The sequence below is a fragment of the Pseudomonas sp. SDI genome, assembly GCF_003105155.1.
Taxonomy (GTDB): domain Bacteria; phylum Pseudomonadota; class Gammaproteobacteria; order Pseudomonadales; family Pseudomonadaceae; genus Aquipseudomonas.
Genome location: NZ_QETK01000015.1, coordinates 39,437 through 58,846, shown reverse-complemented (window position 1 = coordinate 58,846; position 19,410 = coordinate 39,437). Strand labels below are relative to the sequence as shown.

23 protein-coding genes, 1 pseudogene and 1 riboswitch are annotated in these 19,410 nt (G+C 64.9%); of the genes and pseudogenes, 18 read left to right on the top strand and 6 right to left on the bottom strand.

Going from position 1 to position 19,410, the window contains the following annotated elements; all coding sequences use genetic code 11:
- Positions 1-35 precede the first annotated feature (35 nt).
- Positions 36-578 (top strand): C40 family peptidase, encoded by a 543-nt coding sequence (locus DCO48_RS12060; protein WP_116550834.1) that lies wholly within the window; start codon positions 36-38, stop codon positions 576-578.
- 17 nt (positions 579-595) lie between these two features.
- A complete protein-coding gene (locus DCO48_RS12055; RefSeq protein ID WP_116550833.1) occupies positions 596-1,243 on the top strand; it encodes an O-methyltransferase in 648 nt (215 codons plus the stop codon).
- A gap of 68 nt (positions 1,244-1,311) precedes the next feature.
- Here the strand turns inward: DCO48_RS12055 and DCO48_RS12050 are convergent.
- Together DCO48_RS12050 and DCO48_RS12040 are read right to left on the bottom strand one after the other, a co-directional pair.
- A pseudogene (locus DCO48_RS12050) lies at positions 1,312-1,556 on the bottom strand (sorbosone dehydrogenase family protein); the annotation flags it as partial.
- A 240-nt stretch (positions 1,557-1,796) separates the two neighbouring features.
- Complete coding sequence (locus tag DCO48_RS12040) at positions 1,797-2,375, bottom strand: hypothetical protein (RefSeq protein ID WP_116550890.1); 579 nt, start codon at positions 2,373-2,375, stop codon at positions 1,797-1,799.
- A 152-nt stretch (positions 2,376-2,527) separates the two neighbouring features.
- Positions 2,528-2,749: riboswitch (cobalamin riboswitch) on the top strand.
- Between the two features lie 163 nt (positions 2,750-2,912).
- Here DCO48_RS12040 and cobO point away from each other — a divergent pair.
- From cobO to DCO48_RS11975, 14 genes are all read left to right on the top strand, one after another.
- Positions 2,913-3,524 carry a cob(I)yrinic acid a,c-diamide adenosyltransferase gene (cobO, locus tag DCO48_RS12035; protein WP_116550831.1) on the top strand — a complete coding sequence of 204 codons (612 nt, stop codon included), beginning with the start codon at positions 2,913-2,915 and terminating at the stop codon, positions 3,522-3,524.
- On the top strand, positions 3,521-4,816 hold the full coding sequence (locus DCO48_RS12030) for a cobyrinate a,c-diamide synthase (protein WP_116550830.1): 1,296 nt from the start codon (positions 3,521-3,523) through the stop codon (positions 4,814-4,816). The genes cobO and DCO48_RS12030 overlap by 4 nt, the downstream gene beginning before the upstream one ends.
- On the top strand, positions 4,813-5,463 hold the full coding sequence (gene bluB / locus DCO48_RS12025; protein WP_116550829.1) for a 5,6-dimethylbenzimidazole synthase: 651 nt from the start codon (positions 4,813-4,815) through the stop codon (positions 5,461-5,463). The genes DCO48_RS12030 and bluB overlap by 4 nt, the downstream gene beginning before the upstream one ends.
- Positions 5,460-6,368, top strand: a complete 909-nt coding sequence (gene cbiB, locus DCO48_RS12020) for an adenosylcobinamide-phosphate synthase CbiB (protein WP_116550828.1) — start codon at positions 5,460-5,462, stop codon at positions 6,366-6,368. Before bluB ends, cbiB begins: the two co-directional genes overlap by 4 nt.
- A complete protein-coding gene (cobD, locus tag DCO48_RS12015; protein WP_116550827.1) occupies positions 6,361-7,353 on the top strand; it encodes a threonine-phosphate decarboxylase CobD in 993 nt (330 codons plus the stop codon). The genes cbiB and cobD overlap by 8 nt, the downstream gene beginning before the upstream one ends.
- A complete protein-coding gene (locus DCO48_RS12010; RefSeq protein ID WP_116550826.1) occupies positions 7,350-8,804 on the top strand; it encodes a cobyric acid synthase in 1,455 nt (484 codons plus the stop codon). The genes cobD and DCO48_RS12010 overlap by 4 nt, the downstream gene beginning before the upstream one ends.
- Position 8,805: 1 nt before the next feature.
- Positions 8,806-9,327, top strand: coding sequence for a bifunctional adenosylcobinamide kinase/adenosylcobinamide-phosphate guanylyltransferase (cobU, locus tag DCO48_RS12005; RefSeq protein WP_116550825.1), 522 nt, complete (start codon positions 8,806-8,808; stop codon positions 9,325-9,327).
- The gene (gene cobT, locus DCO48_RS12000) at positions 9,324-10,379 is read left to right on the top strand and encodes a nicotinate-nucleotide--dimethylbenzimidazole phosphoribosyltransferase (RefSeq protein WP_116550824.1); all 1,056 of its coding nucleotides are present in this window, start codon (positions 9,324-9,326) and stop codon (positions 10,377-10,379) included. Before cobU ends, cobT begins: the two co-directional genes overlap by 4 nt.
- A complete protein-coding gene (gene cobC, locus DCO48_RS11995; RefSeq protein ID WP_116550823.1) occupies positions 10,376-10,945 on the top strand; it encodes an alpha-ribazole phosphatase family protein in 570 nt (189 codons plus the stop codon). The genes cobT and cobC overlap by 4 nt, the downstream gene beginning before the upstream one ends.
- Positions 10,945-11,676, top strand: coding sequence for an adenosylcobinamide-GDP ribazoletransferase (locus DCO48_RS11990; protein WP_116550822.1), 732 nt, complete (start codon positions 10,945-10,947; stop codon positions 11,674-11,676). The genes cobC and DCO48_RS11990 overlap by 1 nt, the downstream gene beginning before the upstream one ends.
- A 116-nt stretch (positions 11,677-11,792) precedes the next feature.
- Positions 11,793-12,197, top strand: a complete 405-nt coding sequence (locus DCO48_RS11985) for a MarR family winged helix-turn-helix transcriptional regulator (protein WP_116550821.1) — start codon at positions 11,793-11,795, stop codon at positions 12,195-12,197.
- 62 nt (positions 12,198-12,259) lie between these two features.
- Positions 12,260-13,465: an MFS transporter gene (locus DCO48_RS11980; protein ID WP_116550820.1), complete on the top strand. Its 1,206-nt coding sequence runs from the start codon at positions 12,260-12,262 to the stop codon at positions 13,463-13,465.
- Entirely contained in the window at positions 13,462-13,584 is a 123-nt protein-coding gene (locus DCO48_RS22960; RefSeq protein ID WP_256584060.1) for a hypothetical protein, read from the top strand. Before DCO48_RS11980 ends, DCO48_RS22960 begins: the two co-directional genes overlap by 4 nt.
- Before the next feature lie 41 nt (positions 13,585-13,625).
- On the top strand, positions 13,626-14,177 hold the full coding sequence (locus tag DCO48_RS11975) for a glutathione peroxidase (protein WP_116550819.1): 552 nt from the start codon (positions 13,626-13,628) through the stop codon (positions 14,175-14,177).
- A gap of 6 nt (positions 14,178-14,183) precedes the next feature.
- Here the strand turns inward: DCO48_RS11975 and DCO48_RS11970 are convergent, their stop codons facing one another.
- Positions 14,184-14,450 (bottom strand): DUF2798 domain-containing protein, encoded by a 267-nt coding sequence (locus tag DCO48_RS11970; RefSeq protein ID WP_116550818.1) that lies wholly within the window; start codon positions 14,448-14,450, stop codon positions 14,184-14,186.
- A gap of 115 nt (positions 14,451-14,565) precedes the next feature.
- Between DCO48_RS11970 and DCO48_RS11965 the strand changes: the two genes are divergently transcribed.
- Positions 14,566-15,492 carry a LysR family transcriptional regulator gene (locus DCO48_RS11965; RefSeq protein ID WP_116550817.1) on the top strand — a complete coding sequence of 309 codons (927 nt, stop codon included), beginning with the start codon at positions 14,566-14,568 and terminating at the stop codon, positions 15,490-15,492.
- 44 nt (positions 15,493-15,536) lie between these two features.
- On the opposite strand, the gene DCO48_RS11960 is transcribed toward DCO48_RS11965, so the two are convergent.
- The 3 genes from DCO48_RS11960 to DCO48_RS11950 all read right to left on the bottom strand — a co-directional run bounded on the left by DCO48_RS11960 (position 15,537) and on the right by DCO48_RS11950 (position 17,995).
- Positions 15,537-16,820: an OmpP1/FadL family transporter gene (locus DCO48_RS11960; protein ID WP_116550816.1), complete on the bottom strand. Its 1,284-nt coding sequence runs from the start codon at positions 16,818-16,820 to the stop codon at positions 15,537-15,539.
- A gap of 145 nt (positions 16,821-16,965) precedes the next feature.
- The gene (locus DCO48_RS11955) at positions 16,966-17,448 is read right to left on the bottom strand and encodes a hypothetical protein (protein WP_177410610.1); all 483 of its coding nucleotides are present in this window, start codon (positions 17,446-17,448) and stop codon (positions 16,966-16,968) included.
- Positions 17,449-17,767: 319 nt separating this feature from the next.
- A complete protein-coding gene (locus DCO48_RS11950; RefSeq protein WP_116550889.1) occupies positions 17,768-17,995 on the bottom strand; it encodes a hypothetical protein in 228 nt (75 codons plus the stop codon).
- 959 nt (positions 17,996-18,954) lie between these two features.
- Between DCO48_RS11950 and DCO48_RS11945 the strand changes: the two genes are divergently transcribed.
- The gene (locus DCO48_RS11945; protein ID WP_116550814.1) at positions 18,955-19,281 is read left to right on the top strand and encodes a sel1 repeat family protein; all 327 of its coding nucleotides are present in this window, start codon (positions 18,955-18,957) and stop codon (positions 19,279-19,281) included.
- Positions 19,282-19,410: the final 129 nt, after the last annotated feature.

The following is a 19,410-nucleotide window of genomic DNA, read 5'->3' as shown; positions in this document are numbered from 1 at the left end:
ACCGCGCCGGGCGGCTTCAGACAGGATGTTCTGACATGTCGATGACGGCGCGCTTTGCTGTTCTTTCCCTGCTGGCACTGCTCGGTGCCTGTTCCAGCCATGCCCCGGCCCCACCTCAGGTGCTCGAGCCTCGTGTCATGGCCCCGCAAACCTTCTTCTCGCCGGTTGCCGAAGACGTGCTGTTCCGTGCCATTGGCCTGGTCGGCACGCCGTATCGCTGGGGCGGCAACACCCCGGATTCCGGTTTCGATTGCAGCGGCTTGATCGGCTACGTGTACCGTGACGCGGCGGGTATCGCCTTGCCGCGTTCCACCCGCGAAATGATCGTGATGCGCGCCCCGGATATCGGTCGCGAAGCCTTGCAATCGGGCGACCTGGTGTTCTTCGCCACCAATGGCGGCGGGCAGGTCAGCCATGCTGGCATCTATGTCGGCGAGGGGCGTTTCGTCCATGCACCGTCCAGCGGCGGAACGGTGCGCCTGGACTACCTGTCCAACAGCTATTGGCAGAAGGCCTACCTCAACGCCAAGCGCGTGCTGAACCCGGCCCAGCCGGAGCACCTGGCGCACAACCCCTGATCGCCGCGAGGTGAGCGATGACCGGTCAAACGCTCTACCTCGACGATAGCCTCTATGCCTACCTGCAGCGGGTCTCTTTGCGTGAGACGCCGCTGCTGGCGCGTTTGCGCGTGGAAACCCAGGCCTTGCCCGAGGCGCGCTGGCAGGTGGCGCCCGAGCAAGGGCAATTGCTGGCCTGGCTGGTGAGTGTGATCGGCGCGCGGCGGGTGATCGAAGTGGGCACATTTACCGGCTACAGCGCGCTGTGCATGGCCCAGGCGATGCCTGAGGGGCAACTGATCTGCTGTGACCTGGCGGGGGACTATCAGGCGATTGCCCAGCGTTACTGGGACGAAGCCGGGGTGAGCGGGCGCATCGAAATGCGCCTTGGCCCGGCAGTGCAGACCCTCGCCGGGCTGGAGGCGGGGGCGTTCGATCTGATCTTTGTCGATGCCGACAAGGCCAATTATCCGCAGTACCTGGAGCACGCGCTGGTGTTGTTGCGTCGGGGCGGGGTGCTGGTGTTCGACAACACCCTGTGGAGCGGGCGAGTGTTACAGGCGCAGCCGGACAGTGAAGACACGCGGGGGATTCAGGCGCTCAACCTGGCCTTGCAGGGCGATGCGCGGGTGGATCTGTCGCTGGTGCCGCTGGGCGATGGAATGACGCTGTGCCGTAAGCGCTAAGGCTTCAGGCCTCTCGCGGGACGAGCCCGCTCCCACAGGTTGTATTGCGCTCTTGTGGGAGCGCCGCGCTACTGCGCCTTGCTCACTTGCCAGATCACATTCCCGACATCATCCGCTACCAGCACCCCACCGCTTGTCGCTCGCTACCCCCCACCGGCCGGCCCATGGCCTTGCCATCGCCATCGAGGAACCCGGTCAACAGGTCCAGAGGTTTGCCCGCCGGCTTACCCGCCGTACTGAACGGTACAAACAGCACCTTATAGCCACTGTGCGGCTTGCGGTTCCACGAACCATGCTGACCAATGATTGCGCCCAGCCGACGGCCTTGGCGACGTTGGCGGTGGGGATCAGGGTCTTGTTCGGTTCGGGCAACTGCGGCGACGGGCCGCTGCCGTCGCTCACCGCCAGGCGGGCGGTCTCACCACAGGCGGCCAATCCGCCGCCGAGCAGCAACAGCAGTGCAATGGGGGGAAGGCGCCTGATCGAAATCCCTCGCGATGACGGCGGTAGTGAGCAGTAGAGACACGCCTATCGCGCAAGGTTCCATTGTCGCTCAGGCCTGCTTGAGCAGCAGGATGATCCCGGGGTGATACTGGCCCAGCTCGTTGTGCAGCTTGCGGTAGCCGTAAGGGAAGAACCAGGCCAGGGCACAGGCATTGTGATGTTGCAGGTCATCGACCAGATCCTGCAGTTCTTCCGGGCTGGCGTGCTGGCCTGCTTTCCACGGGCTGGCGAACAGTGCGGCCAGTTTCAGCTGGCTGGGGTAGGCACCTTGGCGGGCAAGGGTGGTGACCTCGCCCAGGGCGGCGTTCAGGTCGAGCTTGGCGACTTTCGGCCAGCGCTGTTCGGCATGCACGTAGGCCGACTCGTCGTGGCTGGCAATCACCAGGTCGCAGCGTCCTTCGCGCTCGCCTTCGTCGCGTTGCTTCTTGCTCGGCGCGGCATGCAAGGTGACCAGCTCGGCCTGCCAGGCGGCTGCCGAGAGCAGCCCCAGGTTGGCCTGCACGCCCTGCCAGTAGGGTGCCTCGTTGTCGCCCAGGGTCTGGTTGAAGCGCTCGATGCACTCGCTCCAGCGCTCCAGGGCCGGACGCAGGAACTCCAGGCGCGGGTTGTTGATGATCAAGCCTTGCATGCTGCGCGCTCCCTTATCGTTGTAATCGAGATCCGCCATCATTGATGGCTCAGTGATATCACTGATGCCAGTGTTACACAAGGTGCCGATTGCGCCATTGATCCAGGCCAGTGGGCGTGCCTTTCATTGACGCTCCGGGCCCAACCCTCTAACCTTCGCGTCTTGTTTCAGGTGCTCTGTGGCCCGTGGGTCGGCAGGGTGAAACAGGGAAGCCGGTGGGCGCTAACCAAGCGCGAACCCGGCGCTGCCCCCGCAACGGTAAATGAGTCAAGGATCGTGCATGGCCACTGGTGAATTCCGGGAAGGCGCACGCTCGGGCGGCCGCCAGGCCCCGCTCATGAGCCCGGAGACCGGCCTGATTCAGCCAACGGCATCACGGAGGGTGATGCGCGGACCTCTGCGGCCAAGTCGGCCGAGCCCTGCGCGTTTTCCGTGTGCCATACACTCATCTGTCGCGCCGTCCCCCCATGTGCCCCTCGCCATTGCTGGCGTTCCCGGCGCGTGCCTGCCGCCGACGGTTGCCAGCGGAGAACCCCGATGACCGAATCCACCGACCGTGACGAACGCCACCTGGCGCGCATGCAGCGCAAGAAAGCGATCATCGACGAGCGTATCGCCAACTCGCCCAACGAATGCGGCCTGCTGCTGGTGCTCAGCGGCAATGGCAAAGGCAAGAGCAGCTCGGCCTTCGGCATGCTCGCCCGCGCCTTGGGCCATGGCATGCAGTGTGGTGTGGTGCAGTTCATCAAGGGCCGCAACAGCACTGGCGAAGAGCTGTTCTTCCGCCGCTTCCCGAATGAAGTGCGCTACCACGTGATGGGCGAGGGCTTCACCTGGGAAACCCAGGACCGTCAGCGCGATATCGCCGCTGCCGAAGCGGCCTGGGCGGTGAGCCGCGAACTGCTGCAAGACCCGAGCATCGGTTTTGTTGTGCTCGACGAGCTGAACATCGCTCTCAAGCACGGCTACCTCGACCTCGATCAGGTGCTCAGCGACTTGCAGGCCCGCCCGCCGATGCAGCATGTGATCGTTACTGGCCGTGGCGCCAAGCCCGAGTTGATCGAACTGGCCGACACCGTCACCGAGATGGGTATGCTCAAGCACGCCTTCCAGGCCGGCATTCGTGCGCAGAAGGGCGTCGAACTATGAGTAATGTGCGGCATTGCCCGGCGGTACTGATCGCCGCGCCGGCTTCCGGTCAGGGCAAGACCACCGTGACCGCCGCCCTCGCGCGGCTGCACCGTAACCTGGGGCGTAAGGTGCGGGTGTTCAAATGCGGGCCGGATTTCCTCGACCCGATGATCCTCGAACGTGCCAGCGGCAACCCGGTGTACCAGCTCGACCTGTGGATGGTCGGCGCCGAGGAAAGTCGGCGCCTGCTCTGGGAGGCCGCGGCGGATGCCGACCTGATCCTCATCGAAGGGGTGATGGGCCTGTTCGACGGTACCCCGTCCAGTGCCGATCTGGCCCGACACTTCGGCGTGCCGGTGCTGGCGGTGATCGACGGCACGGCCATGGCGCAGACCTTCGGCGCATTGGCCCTGGGCCTGGCTCGCTATCAGCCGGACCTGCCGTTTGCCGGCGTATTGGCCAACCGTGTCGGCACCCTGCGCCACGCACAATTGCTCGAAGGCAGCCTCACCGAAGGCCTGCGCTGGTACGGCGGTCTGTCGCGGGAAACCGGCATCGAGCTGCCGAGCCGGCACCTCGGGCTGGTCCAGGCCAGCGAGTTGACCGACCTCGACCTGCGGTTGGATGCAGCGGCCAAGGCGCTGGGCGACAGCTGCGAATCGGCCTTGCCGCCAGCGGTCACCTTCGAGGCGCCGGGCGCGCGAGAAATTGCACCGTTGCTGGCGGGTGTGCGGATTGCCGTGGCCCGCGACGAAGCCTTTGCCTTCACCTATGGCGCCAGCCTTGACCTGCTGCGCGAGATGGGCGCCGAACTGCGTTTCTTCTCACCGATCCATGACCGCGAACTGCCGCCTGCCGACAGCCTCTACCTGCCCGGCGGCTATCCTGAACTGCACCACCAGACCCTGGCTGCGAACGCCCCGATGCTGGCAGCGATCCGCGCCCACCATGGCGCCGACAAGCCGCTACTGGCCGAATGCGGCGGCATGCTCTACCTGCTTCAGGGGCTGACCGACGTGGCGGGCGAGCGCGCCGCGCTGGTCGCTCTGCTGCCGGGCGAAGCGGTGATGCAGAAGCGTCTCGCCGCGTTGGCCTTGCAAGCGGTGGAGCTGCCCGAAGGCACCCTGCGCGGGCACACCTATCATCACTCGCTGACCAGCACCGAGCTAACCCCGATTGCCCGTGGCCAGAGCCCGAACGGCGGGCGTGGCGCCGAGGCGGTGTACCGCATCGGTCGGTTGACGGCGTCCTACGTGCACTTCTACTTTCCGTCCAACCCGTCGGCGCTGGCGGCGCTGCTGGCACCATGAGCGAGCACGCCTATAGCGATGCCGAACGCGCGGCGCTATACCGTGCCATTGGCGAGCGCCGCGACATGCGCCACTTTGCCGGCGGCGAAGTGGCCCCCGAGTTGCTCGCGCGTCTGCTCGAAGCCGCGCATCAGGCCCCCAGTGTCGGCCTGATGCAGCCGTGGCGGTTTATCCGCATCAGCCGCCGCGAACTGCGCACGCAGATCCAGCGGTTGGTGGAAGACGAGCGGGTGCGCACCGCCGAAGCGCTCGGGCAGCGCTCGGACGAATTCATGAAGCTCAAGGTCGAGGGCATCAACGACTGCGCCGAAGTGCTGGTGGCCGCGTTGATGGACGAGCGCGAAAAACACATCTTCGGCCGCCGCACGCTGCCGGAGATGGACCTGGCCTCGCTGTCCTGCGCGATCCAGAATCTCTGGCTGGCGGCCCGCGCCGAAGGCCTGGGGATGGGCTGGGTATCGCTGTTCGACCCGCAGGCACTGGCGGCCCTGCTGGGCATGCCGGCCGGGGCCAAGCCGCTGGCGATCCTTTGCCTGGGCCCGGTCAAGGCGTTTTACCCGGCGCCGATGCTGGTGCTGGAAGGCTGGGCCACGCCGCGACCACTGAACGAAATGCTGTACGACAACCATTGGGGAGAGCAGGAATGAGTGTGGCGTTGCTGACCGTTGCCGGTGTGGCGCTGGATGCGTTGCTGGGGGAGCCGCAACGGCGGCATCCGCTGGTGGCGTTCGGGCGTTATGCCGGGCGTCTGGAGCAGCGCTTCAATGCCGGTGGGCGCGGCTGGCGTAGCCATGGCGTAACCGCCTGGTTCCTCGCGGTGATCCCGCTGACCTTACTAGCGACGCTGCTGTCCTGGCTGCCCTATGTCGGCTGGCTGGTGGAGATTCTGGCGCTGTACTGCGCGCTTGGCCTGCGCAGCCTCGGCGAGCACATTCGCCCGGTCGCGGAAGCCTTGCGCGGCGGTGACCTGAGCGAGGCGCGGCGGCGGGTGGGCTACCTGGTCAGCCGCGAAACCGCCGAACTCGATGAAACCGCAGTGGCCCGCGCTGCTACCGAATCGGTGCTGGAGAACGGCAGCGACGCGGTGTTTGCCGCGCTGTTCTGGTTTGTCGTCGCCGGCGCGCCGGGCGTGGTGCTGTACCGCCTGAGCAATACGCTGGATGCGATGTGGGGTTACCGCAACGAGCGCTTCGAGCGCTTCGGCTGGGCCGCCGCGCGGATCGACGACGTGCTCAACTACATTCCAGCGCGGCTGGTGGCGCTGACCTACGCGCTGCTCGGCAAGACCCGCCTGGCGCTAAAATGCTGGCGCACCCAGGGCCCGACCTGGGACAGCCCGAACGCTGGCCCGGTCATGGCCGCCGGTGCCGGTGCGCTCGGCGTCGAGCTGGGCGGGGCGGCGGTCTATCAGGGTGAGTTGCATGAGCGTCCGCAGCTGGGTGAAGGCCCGGCCGCCGATGCCGATGCCATCGAACGCGGCTGGCGGCTGGTGAGCCAGGGTGTCTGGTTGTGGTTGTTGCTCTTGTGCCTGGGGGCAGAATTCTATGCTTGAACACGGTGGCCGCTTGCAGCGGGCGATTCGCGAATACGGGATTGCCCAGGACGACTGGGTCGATCTTTCCAGCGGTATCGCCCCTTGGCCGTTTGCCATTCCCGACATCCCCAGCCGCGCCTGGGCACGCCTACCGGAGACCGACGACGGCCTGGAGCAGGCCGCCGCCGAGTTTTACGGGGTGTCGCAACTGCTGCCGGTGGCCGGCTCGCAGGCGGCGATCCAGGCCCTGCCGCGCCTGCGTCGTAGCGGCAAGGTCGGCGTACTGTCGCCGTGTTACGCCGAGCACGCCGAGGGCTGGCGTCGCGCCGGCCACCGTGTGCGCGAGCTGAGCGAGGACCAGGTCGAGTTCTACCTCGACAGCCTCGACGTGCTGGTGGTGGTCAACCCGAACAACCCGACCGGGCGCAAGTTGCCGCCCGAGCGCCTGCTCGAATGGCACGCCAAGCTCGCCCAGCGTGGCGGCTGGCTGCTGGTCGACGAAGCGTTCATGGACAACACGCCGGGGCAGAGCATCGCCGCGCAAACCTGGCGCAGCGGCCTGATTGTGCTGCGTTCGTTCGGCAAGTTCTTCGGTCTGGCCGGGGTGCGCCTGGGCTTCGTGCTGGCCGAGCGGCAACTGCTGCAACTGCTGGCCGAACAGCTGGGGCCGTGGAGCATCAGCGGGCCGACGCGGGTCCTCGGCCAGGCCTGCCTGCTCGACCGTGCCGCCCAGCAGGCGCAGATCGCGCGCTGCGCCGAAGCCAGCGCGCGCCTGGCGAACACCCTCGAAGACGCCGGGTTCAAGCCCGACGGCGGCTGCGACCTGTTCCAGTACCTGCTGTTCGAGCAGGCTGCGCACCTTTACGACTACCTGGCCCGCCGTGGCATTCTGGTGCGCCTGTTCAGCGTCACGTCCAGCCTGCGCTTCGGCCTGCCGGCGCACGAATCCGACTGGCAGCGCCTGCGCCAGGCCCTGGCCGATTACCGCAAGGACCACCCATGACCACCCTGATGGTGCAAGGCACCACTTCCGACGCCGGCAAAAGCACCCTGGTGACGGCGCTGTGCCGCTGGCTGGCGCGCCAGGGCATCGGCGTGGTGCCGTTCAAACCGCAGAACATGGCGCTGAACAGCGCCGTCACCGCCGACGGCGGCGAGATCGGCCGCGCCCAGGCGGTGCAGGCCCAGGCCGCCCACCTGGCGCCGCACACCGATATGAACCCGGTGCTGCTCAAGCCCAACAGCGATACCGGCGCTCAGGTCATCGTGCATGGTCGCGCGGTCACCAGCATGAATGCGGTCGCCTACCACGACTACAAGGCCATCGCCATGCAGGCGGTGCTCGCTTCGCATCAACGCCTGAGCGCTGCCTACCCGGTGGTGATGGTCGAAGGTGCCGGCTCGCCGGCCGAGATCAACCTGCGCGCTGGCGATATCGCCAACATGGGCTTCGCCGAGGCGGTGGACTGCCCGGTGATCCTGATTGCCGACATCAACCGGGGGGGCGTGTTCGCGCACCTGGTCGGTACCCTCGAATTGCTCTCACCGAGCGAGCAGGCGCGGGTTCAGGGCTTCGTCATCAACCGCTTCCGCGGTGACATTGCCTTGCTCCAGCCCGGCCTCGACTGGCTGGAAGCACGCACCGGCAAACCGGTGCTCGGTGTGCTGCCCTATGTGATGGACCTGCACCTGGAGGCTGAAGACGGTCTCGACCAGCGCCAGGGCGAAAAGCAGGCTCGGGTGCTCAAGGTGATCGTCCCAGTGCTGCCGCGCATCAGCAACCACACCGATTTCGACCCGTTGCGCCTGCACCCGCAGGTCGACCTGCAATTCATCGGGCCGGGGCAGGCGATTCCGCCGGCCGACCTGATCATCCTGCCGGGCTCCAAGAGCGTACGCGGCGACCTGGCGCAACTGCGCGAGCGGGGGTGGGCAGAGGCGATTGCCCGGCACCTGCGCTATGGCGGCAAGCTGCTGGGGATCTGCGGCGGTCTGCAGATGCTCGGCCAGCGCGTCGACGACCCGCTCGGCCTCGAAGGCCCGGCTGGCAGCAGCCCAGGGCTGGGCTGGCTGGACTACGTCACCGAGCTGGAGGCCGAGAAGCAACTGCGTAACGTCGACGGTATCCTGCACCTGGAGCAAGCGCCGATCAGTGGCTATGAAATTCATGCCGGCGTCAGCCGTGGCCCGGCCCTGGAACGGCCGGCGGTGCAGTTGCGCGATGGCCGTTGCGATGGTGCGCTGAGTGCCGACGGGCAGATCCTCGCGACCTACCTGCACGGCCTGTTCGAGTCGCCGGCATCCTGTGCCGCGCTGCTGCGCTGGGCGGGCTTGAGCGAGGTGGAACAGGTCGACTATCACGCCCTGCGCGAACTGGACATCGAACGCCTGGCAGACCTGGTGGAGAACCACCTGGATACCGCCCGGCTGCGTCAACTCTGTGGGCTGAACTGACATGCTCAAGCTGATCCTCGGCGGCGCCCGTTCGGGCAAGAGCCGCCTCGCCGAACAGTGCGCCCAGGCCAGTGGCCTGGCCGTCACCTACATTGCCACCAGCGAACCGCTGGACGGCGAAATGAACGCCCGGGTGCAACTGCACCGCGCGCGCCGCCCGACCGAGTGGGCGCTGATCGAAGAGCCGCTGGCGCTGGCCCGCGTGCTGCGCGAAAACGCCGCGCCGCAGCGCTGCCTGCTGGTCGACTGCCTGACTTTGTGGCTGACCAACCTGCTGATGCTCGACAACCCCGAGCGGCTGGCCGCCGAGCGCGATGCATTGCTCGACTGCCTGCCGCAGTTGCCCGGTGAAATCATTCTGGTCAGCAACGAAACCGGCCTTGGCGTGGTGCCGCTGGGCGAGCTGACCCGGCGCTACGTCGATGAAGCCGGCCTGCTGCATCAAGCCGTGGCCGAGCGCTGCGCCAGCGTTGTGCTGACTGTCGCGGGCCTCCCGCTTACCCTTAAAGGATCGCAATCATGAGTCAAACCTGGTGGCTGAACGGCTGTCGGCCGGTGGATGGCGCTGTGCGCGAACGGGCCCTGGCCCATCAGCAGCAACTGACCAAGCCGGCCGGTTCGTTGGGTCGGCTGGAGCAGGTGGCGGTGGACCTGGCCGGCTTGCAGGGCCAGCTCAAGCCGCGCCTGAGCCAGGTATGGATTGCGATTTTTGCCGGCGATCACGGGGTGGTTGCCGAAGGCATTTCTGCCTACCCACAGGCGGTGACCGGGCAGATGCTGTTGAATTTCGTCAATGGCGGCGCGGCAATCAGCGTGCTGGCGCGCCAGTTGGACGCGCGCCTGGAGGTGATCGACCTCGGCACCGCGACCCTTGAGCAAGAACTGCCGGGTGTGCGCCACGAACACCTTGGCCGCGGTACGGCGAACTTTGCCGAGCAGCCGGCGATGACTGCCGAGCAGGGGCTGCGCACCTTGCAGGCCGGTCGCGACAGCGTGCTGCGCGCGTGCGAGGCGGGCAGCCAGCTGTTTATCGGCGGCGAAATGGGCATTGGCAACACCACGGCGGCCAGTGCCCTGGCCAGCGTGCTGCTCAACTGCGCGGCCAGCGAGCTGACCGGGCCGGGCACCGGCCTCGACGCCCAGGGCGTACAACACAAGGCGGCGGTGATCGAGCGCGCACGACAGACCCACGCCGGGCTGGCCGACGACCCTCTGCAACAGTTGTTCTGCTTCGGCGGTTTCGAGATTGCCGCGTTGGTCGGGGCGTACCTGGCCTGTGCCCAGGAAGGCGTCGCGGTGCTGGTCGACGGCTTTATCTGCACGGTCGCGGCGTTGACCGCAGTGCGCATCAACCCGGCGTGCCGGGCATGGCTGTTCTTCGGCCACTGCGGGGCCGAGCCTGGGCATCGGCGGGTTCTCGCCGAGTTGCAGGCCGAGCCGTTGCTGGCGCTGGGCCTGCGCCTGGGCGAGGGCAGCGGTGCGGCGCTGGCGGTGCCGCTGTTGCGCCTGGCCTGCGACCTCCACGGGCAGATGGCGACCTTCGCCGAAGCGGCAGTGACGGATCGCCCGGCATGATCCTCGATCTGCTGCGCCACGGTGAAACCGAACAGGGCGGCGGCCTGCGTGGCAGCCTCGACGATGCCTTGACCGCGTTAGGCTGGGCGCAGATGCGCGAGGCGGTGCAGGCCGCCGGGCCGTGGGATCGGCTGGTGAGTTCGCCGTTGCAACGCTGTGCGCGATTTGCCGAGGAACTGGCCGTGCAGTTGGACCTGCCACTGAGCCTGGAACCGGGCTTTCAGGAGCTGCATTTCGGCGATTGGGAGGGCCGTAGCGCGGCCGAGCTGATGCTCACCGACGAAGCCGGGCTGGGGCAGTTCTGGGCCGACCCGTATGCCTTTACGCCACCCGGCGGCGAGCCGGTGGCGGCGTTCTCGGCGCGGGTGTTGGAGGCGCTGGCGCGAGTGCAGCAGGCGCATGCCGGTGAGCGACTGTTGCTGGTGACCCACGGCGGGGTGATGCGCCTGTTGCTGGCGCGGGCGCGTGGCTTGCCGCGTGAGCAGTTGTTGCAGGTTGAGGTGCGGCATGGGGCGTTGTGTCGCCTGGCGTTGCAGGCCGACGGCCAGTGGCGGGAGCCGAGCTGATGCTGCCGTTCTGGATTGCCCTGCAATTTCTCAGCAGCTTGCCGGTGCGCTTGCCGGGGATGCCGGCGCCGCAGCAGATGGGCCGCTCGTTGCTGTTCTATCCACTGGTGGGCGTGCTGTTTGGCGCGCTGCTGTGGGGCTTGAACCTGCAGCTGGCGGGCAGCCCGCCGCTGTTGCAGGCCGCCTTGCTGCTCAGTGCCTGGGTGTGGCTGAGCGGGGCGCTGCACCTGGATGGCCTGGCCGACAGCGCCGATGCCTGGCTGGGCGGCTTCGGCGACCGTGAGCGCACCCTGACGATCATGAAGGACCCGCGCAGCGGGCCGATTGCGGTGGTGACGCTGGTGCTGGTGTTGCTGCTGAAATTCTCTGCGCTGCTGGCACTGGTCGAGGCCGGCCAGGGCCTGGCGCTGCTGCTAGCGCCGCTGCTGGGGCGGGCGGCGTTGCTCGGGCTGTTCCTGTGTACGCCGTATGTGCGTAGCGGTGGGCTGGGGCAGGCGCTGGCCGATCACCTGCCGCGGCAGGCGGCGTGGGTGGTGTTGGCGCTGTGTGCACTGGGCTGCTTGCTGCTGCCGGGCGGGGCGCTTTCGCTGGGGGTGGCGCTGGCGGTGTTTGCCGGGTTGCGCCAGATGATGATGCGGCGCCTGGGAGGGACCACCGGGGATACGGCAGGGGCGATGCTGGAGTTGCTGGAGGCTGCTGTGGTGATTGGGCTGGCACTATCGCGGGCCTAGCCCGCCCAGACGTGCCCGTATGCCCTGGTGGGAGCTGGCTCGTCCCGCGATGAGGCCTGGGCAGACAAAAAGTATTTCCTTGTATTTCACTAAGCCCGGGTATATACACCCATCTCATGTTGACCAGCGAATGCATCTGCACCCACCTGCGTCGAGCTGCCCGTGGGGTGAGCCGACATTACGACGAGGCCCTCACCGGCTTCGGCATCAATGTCGCCCAGTTTTCCCTGTTGCGTCATGTGCGGCGGCTCGACCAGCCGAGTATCTCTAGCCTGGCCGACGCCATGGGCCTGGACCGCAGCACCCTCGGGCGTAACGTCAAGGTGCTGGAAGCCGAGGGGCTGCTGGCCCTGGCCGAAGGTCACGACCTGCGCAACCGCCTGGTGGTACTCACCGAGCAAGGCCAGGCCCGCCTGCTGGCCGCCGAGCCGGCCTGGGAAGCCGCGCAACGCAAACTGGTCGATAGCCTCGGCGAAGCCCAGCGCGATCAGTTGGTGCACCTGCTGGAACAACTGGCCTGATTTTTACGCCCTTAAGCGGGTATATACCCGCGAAACCTTGCGGCAGATGGGAGCAAATAACAATGACGTCGGTATGGCGGACCAGTGGTTGGATTCTTCTCGGTGCAGCGCTGATTCTGGCGCTGTCGCTGGGCGTTCGGCACGGCTTTGGCCTGTTTCTGGCGCCGATGAGCGCCGAGTTTGGCTGGGGCCGTGGTGTATTTGCCCTGGCCATCGCCCTGCAGAACCTGATCTGGGGCCTGGCCCAGCCATTCGCCGGCGCCCTGGCCGACCGCCTCGGCGCGGCCAAGGTGGTGATCGTCGGCGGCATTCTCTACGCCGTCGGCCTGGTGCTGATGGGCATGTCCGACTCGCCGCTGTCGCTGTCGTTGAGCGCCGGCCTGCTGATCGGAATCGGCCTGTCGGGCACCTCGTTCTCGGTGATTCTCGGTGTGGTCGGTCGCGCCGTACCGCCGGAAAAACGCAGCATGGGCATGGGCATCGCCAGCGCCGCCGGCTCGTTCGGCCAGTTCGCCATGCTGCCCGGTACCCTCGGCTTGATTGAATGGCTGGGCTGGTCGGCCGCGCTACTGGTGCTCGGCCTGCTGGTGGCGTTGATCGTGCCGCTGGTCGGCCTGCTGCGCGACAAGCCGCTGCCGGCAGTCAAGGGCGAGGAGCAGACCCTTGGCCAGGCGCTGCGTGAAGCCTGTTCGCATTCCGGGTTCTGGCTGCTGGCGCTGGGCTTCTTCGTCTGCGGCTTCCAGGTGGTGTTCATCGGCGTGCACCTGCCGGCCTACCTGGTCGACCAGCACCTGCCCGCAACCATCGGTACTACGGTGCTGGCGTTGGTCGGGCTGTTCAATATCGTCGGCACCTACACCGCCGGCTGGCTGGGCGGGCGGATGTCCAAGCCGCGCCTGCTGACCGCGTTGTACCTGCTGCGCGCGGTGGTCATCGTGCTGTTCCTGTGGGCGCCGGTAACGCAGCTCAGTGCTTACCTGTTCGGTATCGCCATGGGCCTGCTGTGGCTGTCCACCGTGCCGCTGACCAATGGCACCGTGGCCACCCTGTTCGGCGTACGTAACCTGTCGATGCTCGGCGGTATCGTCTTCCTGTTCCACCAGCTCGGTGCGTTCCTCGGTGGCTGGCTTGGCGGGGTGGTGTACGACAGCACTGGCAACTATGACCTGGTCTGGCAGATCTCGATCCTGCTCAGCCTGCTGGCGGCCGCCCTCAACTGGCCGGTGCGCGAGCGCCCGGTGGCGCGCTTGCAGGCGCAGGCCGCATGAGTCGCTCGGCGCTGCGGCTGATCGCGATGGTTGGCGCCTGCGTGCTGCTGGCGCTGGTCTGGTGGGGCTGGCAGCGTGGCGGCCTGGCGCTGATGCAGTTGGGTATGGGCGCCTGCTAGGGGTAAGCTATCCTTCTGCATCAATGCAAGGGAGACGGAAGATGCGCCTACACCGGTTACTGGTTCCACTGTTGTTGCTGGCCGGGGCGAATTCCGCCCTGGCGGCGGCATGTCCCGAACTGCTGCAGGGCGATCTGCCCAAGCTGCGTGCCAAAGAGCAAGTCAACCTGTGCCAGCACTTCGCCGGCAAGCCGCTGGTGGTGGTCAATACGGCCAGCTACTGCGGTTTCGCTCCGCAGTTCGAAGGCCTTGAAGCGCTGTACAAGGAGTACCAGGGGCAGGGCCTGGAAATGCTCGGCGTACCCTCCAACGACTTCAAGCAGGAAGACGCCGACAGCGAGAAAACCGCCAAGGTCTGCTACGCCAACTACGGCGTGACCTTCACCATGACCGAGCCGCAACCGGTGCGTGGCGCCGACGCTACCCACCTGTTCAAGGAACTGGCGAAACAGAGCAGCGCGCCGAAGTGGAATTTCTACAAGTATGTGGTCGACCGCCAGGGCAATGTGATCGCCAACTTCTCCAGCCTGACCAAACCGGACGATCCCGAATTCAAGGCCGCTATCGAAAAGGCGATTGCCTCGCAGCCCTGAATCGGCTCAGTTGTCGCTGTGCGGGTGCACCGTCCAGGCCACCAGCTTGAGCACGATCGGCCGCACCACTAGCACGCAGACGAACGCTACCGGCATGGCTAACTGGTAGGCCTTGAGCACATTGGTCAGGTAGTGTTCGCCGATGCCGCCGTTGGCGGCGGTAATCACGAAGCACATCAGCATGGCCATGATTGCCGACATGTAGAAGGCGAACACGTAGGGCGTGGCGCGCACGCCCAGTTTCAGGCGGCGGGTGGTGGTGGATGAGGTCATGCGAGCTCCTTCAGGTTTGACGGAGCGGCAAGGTTAGCAAGTTGAACGGCCGCTCAGTAGACTCGCCGTCGTTAGGTCTTTATAAAGAAAATCTTACGAATGCCGGAGATTGCCTGTGAACCTGCTCGGCTCGATCAAGAGCTTCGTCAAGGTCGTCGAGGCCGGCAGCATCGCTGCCGGCGCGCGCAGCCTGGGTCTCAGCGCGGCAGCGGTGAGCCAGAACATTGCCCGCCTGGAAGCACATCTGCAGGTGCGCTTGCTGGCACGGACCACCCGTAGCATGGCCTTGACCCCCAGTGGTGCGGAGTATTACCAGCGGGTGCGGCACATCGAGCGCGATCTGGCACTGGCACAAGCGGCCATCACCGCGCTCGACAGCACGCCGCAAGGGCGGCTGTGCATCGCTTCCAGTTCTGCCTTTGGCCGGCATGTGCTGGCGCCGCTGATCCCAGCTTTCTCCGAGCGCTATCCGCAGCTTTCGCTTGAATTGATTACGACTGACCGCAAAGTGAATCACGCCCAGGAGGGGGTTGACGTCAGCATCCGCATCACCCCGCAGCTGGAGGATGGCCTGCTGGCCCGGCGGGTAGCGCGGGTGCCGTTCATCTGTTGTGCCTCGCCCGGCTATCTGGCCAGCGCCGGTTGGCCGCAAACGCCGGAGGCGCTCAAGGCGCACCGTTGCCTGGTATTTCGCTATCCGGTGGATGGGCGTTTTCTACGCTGGGGCTTTGTTCGCGATGGCCTGCGCTTCGATGCCGAGTTCGGCCCGTTGTTGATCAGCGACGACATCGATGCCCTGGCGCAAATGGCCGCCAACGGTGGTGGCATTACCCGGCTCGCCGAGTTTGTCGCGCGGCCGTTTCTGCAACGTGGCGAGCTGGTGCGCTTGTTCGAAGGTTTGCAATCGGGTCAGGCCTACGCCCAGACCGAGCCAATGGATATTTACCTGTGCGTGGCTGACCGCTTTGCCCTGACACCCAAGGTGCGGGTGTTCATGGATTACGTGCAGGAACAGTTGGAAGGTGTCTGGCCGTCACAATGAAAAAACCGCCGTGAAGGCGGTTTTTTCAGGTAACGCGGTACCGATCAGAAGCGGTAGGTGAGGGATGCACCCAGGCCATGCGCGCTGTTTTGGTACTTGGCGCTGTACGAGCCTTTGAAGTGTGCAGGATCGGTCGGCGAAGTCGACTGATTGATCTTGGCGTCCTCTTCCCACAGGTAGGAGTAGGCCACGTCGATGGTCATGTCGTCGTTCGGGCTCCAGCCAGCACCCAGGCTGATGGCCTTGCGGTCGCCAGTCGGGATGCGCGGCGAACGGTTCTGGTTGTTGGTTGGCGCCTGGTCGACGCTGAAGCCAGCGCGCAGGGTCCATTCCTTGTTGACCTTGTAGGCCGCGCCGATGGCGTGGGCCCAGGTGTCATGCCAGTTCTGTTCTTCGCTGATCTGGCCCAGGGTCGGTCTCAGGGCCGCTGGAACGCCTTCGTTGTTCACGGTGATGGCTTCCAGACGGCTCCAGCGGGTCCAGGTGGAACCGGCGTAGAGGGTCCAGTTTTCATCCAGCTCGTGGGTGACCGAGAAGTCCACCGATTCCGGGGTCTTGATCTTCAGCGAGGCATCGAACTTGGCCGCGTCGAACGGGCCGAAGCCGGAGCCGCGGACCTGGGTCTTGCCTTCCAGCTTGTAGTCGACCATCGAGTGGTAGGTCAGGCCCAGACGGGTGCTGTCGGTGGCCTGAACCATCACGCCGATGTTGTAGCCAACGGCCGTGTCGTCACCGGAGATCTTCACCTTACCGTCGTCGCGGCCCAGGCTCGCGCGGTTCAGCGCGGCCGATTCCAGGGTCCCTTCGATGCGGTTGATGGTCGGACCGAAGCCGATCGACACCTTGTCGTTAAAGGCGTAGCTGACGGTGGGCTGCAGGGTTACCACCTGGACATGGCTCTTGCTGCCGAAGTAGCGGCCGGCAAAGCCTTTTTCGTAATCGGTCACCAGGCCGAACGGCGCGTACATGCCGATACCGAAAGCCCAGTGCTCATCGATGGGTTTGACGTAGTAGCCCATCGGCACACCCACGGTCGGCACCATGTCGCCGTCGTTGCTGCCACCGAAGGTGCCGCGGCCGTTCTTGATGTTGGTCTTGGCGATAATGGCGGCGCCACCAACCGTCACTTGTTCACGTTTCAGGCGAGACATACCGGCAGGGTTGCCGAATACGGTACTGGCATCATCGGCAGAAGAGGAACGACCCGCGAAACCTGTGCCCATGCCGCTGACGCTTTGTTCGTTGAGCGCAAAACCACTGGCAAACAGTTGAGTCGAAGCCAGGGCTACCGCGACACTGAGCGAGGTTTTGAGTATTACTTTTTTCATTATTAGAACTCCTTGGGATCACCGTGGCGCAAAGTACCAACATTTTTCGTAGGGCGCTATAGGCTACATCGCAGGAGATAGAGCGGTTTTGTAGGACAATCCGACCATAATCGGGTTAGTTGGCGAGAGGTATCTCAAGCGGCGTTTAACAGGCGTGTTCGGTCAGCGGGGCGACGCAGGTTTGCCAGGCACGGGTGAAATCACAGAGCCGGCCCTGCGGTTGGAAGGTTTGCCGCCAGATTCTCGCCAGGCCTAGCAGGTCGTCGGCTGCCGGCAGAACAAGGGCTTGTTCTTCGATGAGCATCCAGGCAATCGCTGTGGCGTAGCGCAGGTTTACCGTCAGTTCCAGGTGCGGGCCACTGAGGAAGGCGTGCTGGCTGGCCAGGCCGCGGACCAGGCTGGCCAGCTCCGGATCGCGGGCCAGGAACTGGTCCCAGAGCGTCTGGTGGCGGCCTTCGCCAATGCGGTAGAGCCCGTGTCCGCGGCGGTCGTGCAGTGCCGAGCCGAGTGCCGACTGGCTGGCGGCGATCCCCAGCAGCAGGGCCTCAGCGCTCGGGCAGTGGCGACCCAGGTAGATCAGCGTAGGGCGGATCACGTATTGGCTCAACTCGCTTGCGGCGATACCCATAATGCCCTCGAACTGGAAAATGGCCGGCGGGGCGCTGGAGCTTGGCAGCAGGTGGATCGGTCAGGCCCGCCGGAAGCGGTGCAGGCCGCTTGAGTTGAAGTGTAGTGTCACATACGCGCTGTAAAGAGCTGTTTTTAAAACATTTGCGGCTTCTAGCTATAGCGCATATGCAGATCGGGACTTAAAAGCCCTGAATGAGCCCGTGCAATGTCGAGGTGTTCTCAGAAGCTTCCTACAGCGCTCGGCCGCAATTTTGAGCGGTTCGGTTACAAAAAAAGCCCCGCTGGCGGCGGGGCTTTCTGAGGTTGCTGCTGGCGTATCACGCAATCAGCGACTGGCGCGTACGGTCGATTACCGCTTGCAGCGGCGCGGCGGAGGTGTATTGCTCCGGGTACAGGCGCTCGCTGTGCTGGGCGATACCGTTATCGTCGACCAGGGTGAAACTGAAGCTACCTTTGCGCGAAGCCGCCACGATCAGGCAGTTCAGCGGAGCAAAGGCTTGGGTTAGGGTGCGAATGGCAGCCTGAGTATGGGTGGATTGATTCATCATTATTAGAAGTTCCTGCAATAGATACGGAATAGGATCCGCATACGCTTAAAACGTTCCAGTAGCGCCAGGCTTTAGGGCCATGTGCGAAGAACCTGACTGGAACAGGGCAGCCAGTTGTGTGCGCATTAATAGTGTGGCGCTTGGGCTGACTGGTAGGTACTCGGAAGACAGGCAATAGTCCAGGGCAAAGGTTCGCTGCCGTGGGAAAGATCCTGTTCAATCTGCAGGGTGACTCGGCAGGGCGGTAATGGTTGCCTGGGAGTCATCAAGTGGGCCGGTCCTTTGTTTCAACAGGGCCTGTTCCATGGGTAGGTGAACAGTGCGACTGTAAGGACTGCTTTGGCCAGAATGAGGTTCAGCTTGGTACTAACGGCGGTAATGCTACAACAGCCTGAGCTTAAAGGCAAGCTCGTGTACTTTTCATTCGGGGAGCCGGCCAGTATGTCGCGTTATAGCCACTCTGTGAAGAGGGCAAATGGCGGGCAACGCCCGACAATGTGCCAATTTTGTGCACCGGTTCGCCTTGCAATGGCGCAACTGTGCACACCTGAGGCAGACCCTGTAACAGCACTGCAACATCGTCTTGCAGCACTGCCGTTGCCCGGTATGGATTTACAAGTCAATGAAAAAAAACACTTTTTTTAGCTGGTGAAAAAATCGTCAGTTTGACTGAAGCCCCCATTCTACCGGGGTTTGCGGGGTGTCCGAAGGGGTTGTCCACCGAGTTATCCACAGCTTCTGTGGATTGTCCCGAGCGCTTGCTCTAGCACGGGCGTACCAGCTCTTTGCGATCTGTCCGACAATCTTCACGGACGGTTGTATGGCTATCGAATCGCCGTCGCGAGCGTCAAGAAAAAAAATCGCAATGAATCGAAAAAACTGCCGAAATGCCTCGGGCCATCGCCAGGAAAAAGGAGTAGAGTGGCGCGCCTCTCGAGTTGCCCGCACTGTTTTTTATGAAGTTTCGCAGCAAAACTCCCGATTCGTCGCCATCTCCCACTGCTCTTGCCGAACCCAAGCGCCTGTCGCTGCGGGTCGCACTGTGGTTGCTCGACAACCCGCACCTGAGCGAAAACACCAACGTCAAACACTTTGCCGGGCGCCTGCTCAAGCAGCCGGCGCGCGAAGGTGTGGTGGCTGCGCAAAGTCGTCTCGGGCAGATGCTCTGCCACGACTGCGGTACCCCACGCGACCGGCGGATCGGCCATGAGCTGCTGCGCCAGGCCGCCCGCGCCGGCGATCAACGTGCCCAGCGTCTGCTCAAGCAATTGCCGCGCGACTGAATGCGCAGCGCCCTGGGGCTGGTAAGCTCTGGGAGGATTTGATTGGGGGTGAGCATGCTGTCGATGGCTGCAATGGATCTGCCCAGCATTCTGCTGGGCATGGTGATAACCGCAGTGCCGGCGGTGCTG

What these genes read in the sequence shown, in the direction of transcription:
- DCO48_RS12060 (WP_116550834.1), top strand. Translation starts at nt 36, where the DNA reads ATGTCGATGACGGCGCGCTTTGCTGTTCTTTCCCTGCTGGCACTGCTC.
- DCO48_RS12055 (WP_116550833.1), top strand. Translation starts at nt 596, where the DNA reads ATGACCGGTCAAACGCTCTACCTCGACGATAGCCTCTATGCCTACCTG.
- DCO48_RS12040 (WP_116550890.1), bottom strand. Translation starts at nt 2,375, where the DNA reads ATGCAAGGCTTGATCATCAACAACCCGCGCCTGGAGTTCCTGCGTCCG.
- cobO (WP_116550831.1), top strand. Translation starts at nt 2,913, where the DNA reads ATGACCGAATCCACCGACCGTGACGAACGCCACCTGGCGCGCATGCAG.
- DCO48_RS12030 (WP_116550830.1), top strand. Translation starts at nt 3,521, where the DNA reads ATGAGTAATGTGCGGCATTGCCCGGCGGTACTGATCGCCGCGCCGGCT.
- bluB (WP_116550829.1), top strand. Translation starts at nt 4,813, where the DNA reads ATGAGCGAGCACGCCTATAGCGATGCCGAACGCGCGGCGCTATACCGT.
- cbiB (WP_116550828.1), top strand. Translation starts at nt 5,460, where the DNA reads ATGAGTGTGGCGTTGCTGACCGTTGCCGGTGTGGCGCTGGATGCGTTG.
- cobD (WP_116550827.1), top strand. Translation starts at nt 6,361, where the DNA reads ATGCTTGAACACGGTGGCCGCTTGCAGCGGGCGATTCGCGAATACGGG.
- DCO48_RS12010 (WP_116550826.1), top strand. Translation starts at nt 7,350, where the DNA reads ATGACCACCCTGATGGTGCAAGGCACCACTTCCGACGCCGGCAAAAGC.
- cobU (WP_116550825.1), top strand. Translation starts at nt 8,806, where the DNA reads ATGCTCAAGCTGATCCTCGGCGGCGCCCGTTCGGGCAAGAGCCGCCTC.
- cobT (WP_116550824.1), top strand. Translation starts at nt 9,324, where the DNA reads ATGAGTCAAACCTGGTGGCTGAACGGCTGTCGGCCGGTGGATGGCGCT.
- cobC (WP_116550823.1), top strand. Translation starts at nt 10,376, where the DNA reads ATGATCCTCGATCTGCTGCGCCACGGTGAAACCGAACAGGGCGGCGGC.
- DCO48_RS11990 (WP_116550822.1), top strand. Translation starts at nt 10,945, where the DNA reads ATGCTGCCGTTCTGGATTGCCCTGCAATTTCTCAGCAGCTTGCCGGTG.
- DCO48_RS11985 (WP_116550821.1), top strand. Translation starts at nt 11,793, where the DNA reads ATGTTGACCAGCGAATGCATCTGCACCCACCTGCGTCGAGCTGCCCGT.
- DCO48_RS11980 (WP_116550820.1), top strand. Translation starts at nt 12,260, where the DNA reads ATGACGTCGGTATGGCGGACCAGTGGTTGGATTCTTCTCGGTGCAGCG.
- DCO48_RS22960 (WP_256584060.1), top strand. Translation starts at nt 13,462, where the DNA reads ATGAGTCGCTCGGCGCTGCGGCTGATCGCGATGGTTGGCGCCTGCGTG.
- DCO48_RS11975 (WP_116550819.1), top strand. Translation starts at nt 13,626, where the DNA reads ATGCGCCTACACCGGTTACTGGTTCCACTGTTGTTGCTGGCCGGGGCG.
- DCO48_RS11970 (WP_116550818.1), bottom strand. Translation starts at nt 14,450, where the DNA reads ATGACCTCATCCACCACCACCCGCCGCCTGAAACTGGGCGTGCGCGCC.
- DCO48_RS11960 (WP_116550816.1), bottom strand. Translation starts at nt 16,820, where the DNA reads ATGAAAAAAGTAATACTCAAAACCTCGCTCAGTGTCGCGGTAGCCCTG.
- DCO48_RS11955 (WP_177410610.1), bottom strand. Translation starts at nt 17,448, where the DNA reads ATGGGTATCGCCGCAAGCGAGTTGAGCCAATACGTGATCCGCCCTACG.
- DCO48_RS11950 (WP_116550889.1), bottom strand. Translation starts at nt 17,995, where the DNA reads ATGAATCAATCCACCCATACTCAGGCTGCCATTCGCACCCTAACCCAA.
- DCO48_RS11945 (WP_116550814.1), top strand. Translation starts at nt 18,955, where the DNA reads ATGAAGTTTCGCAGCAAAACTCCCGATTCGTCGCCATCTCCCACTGCT.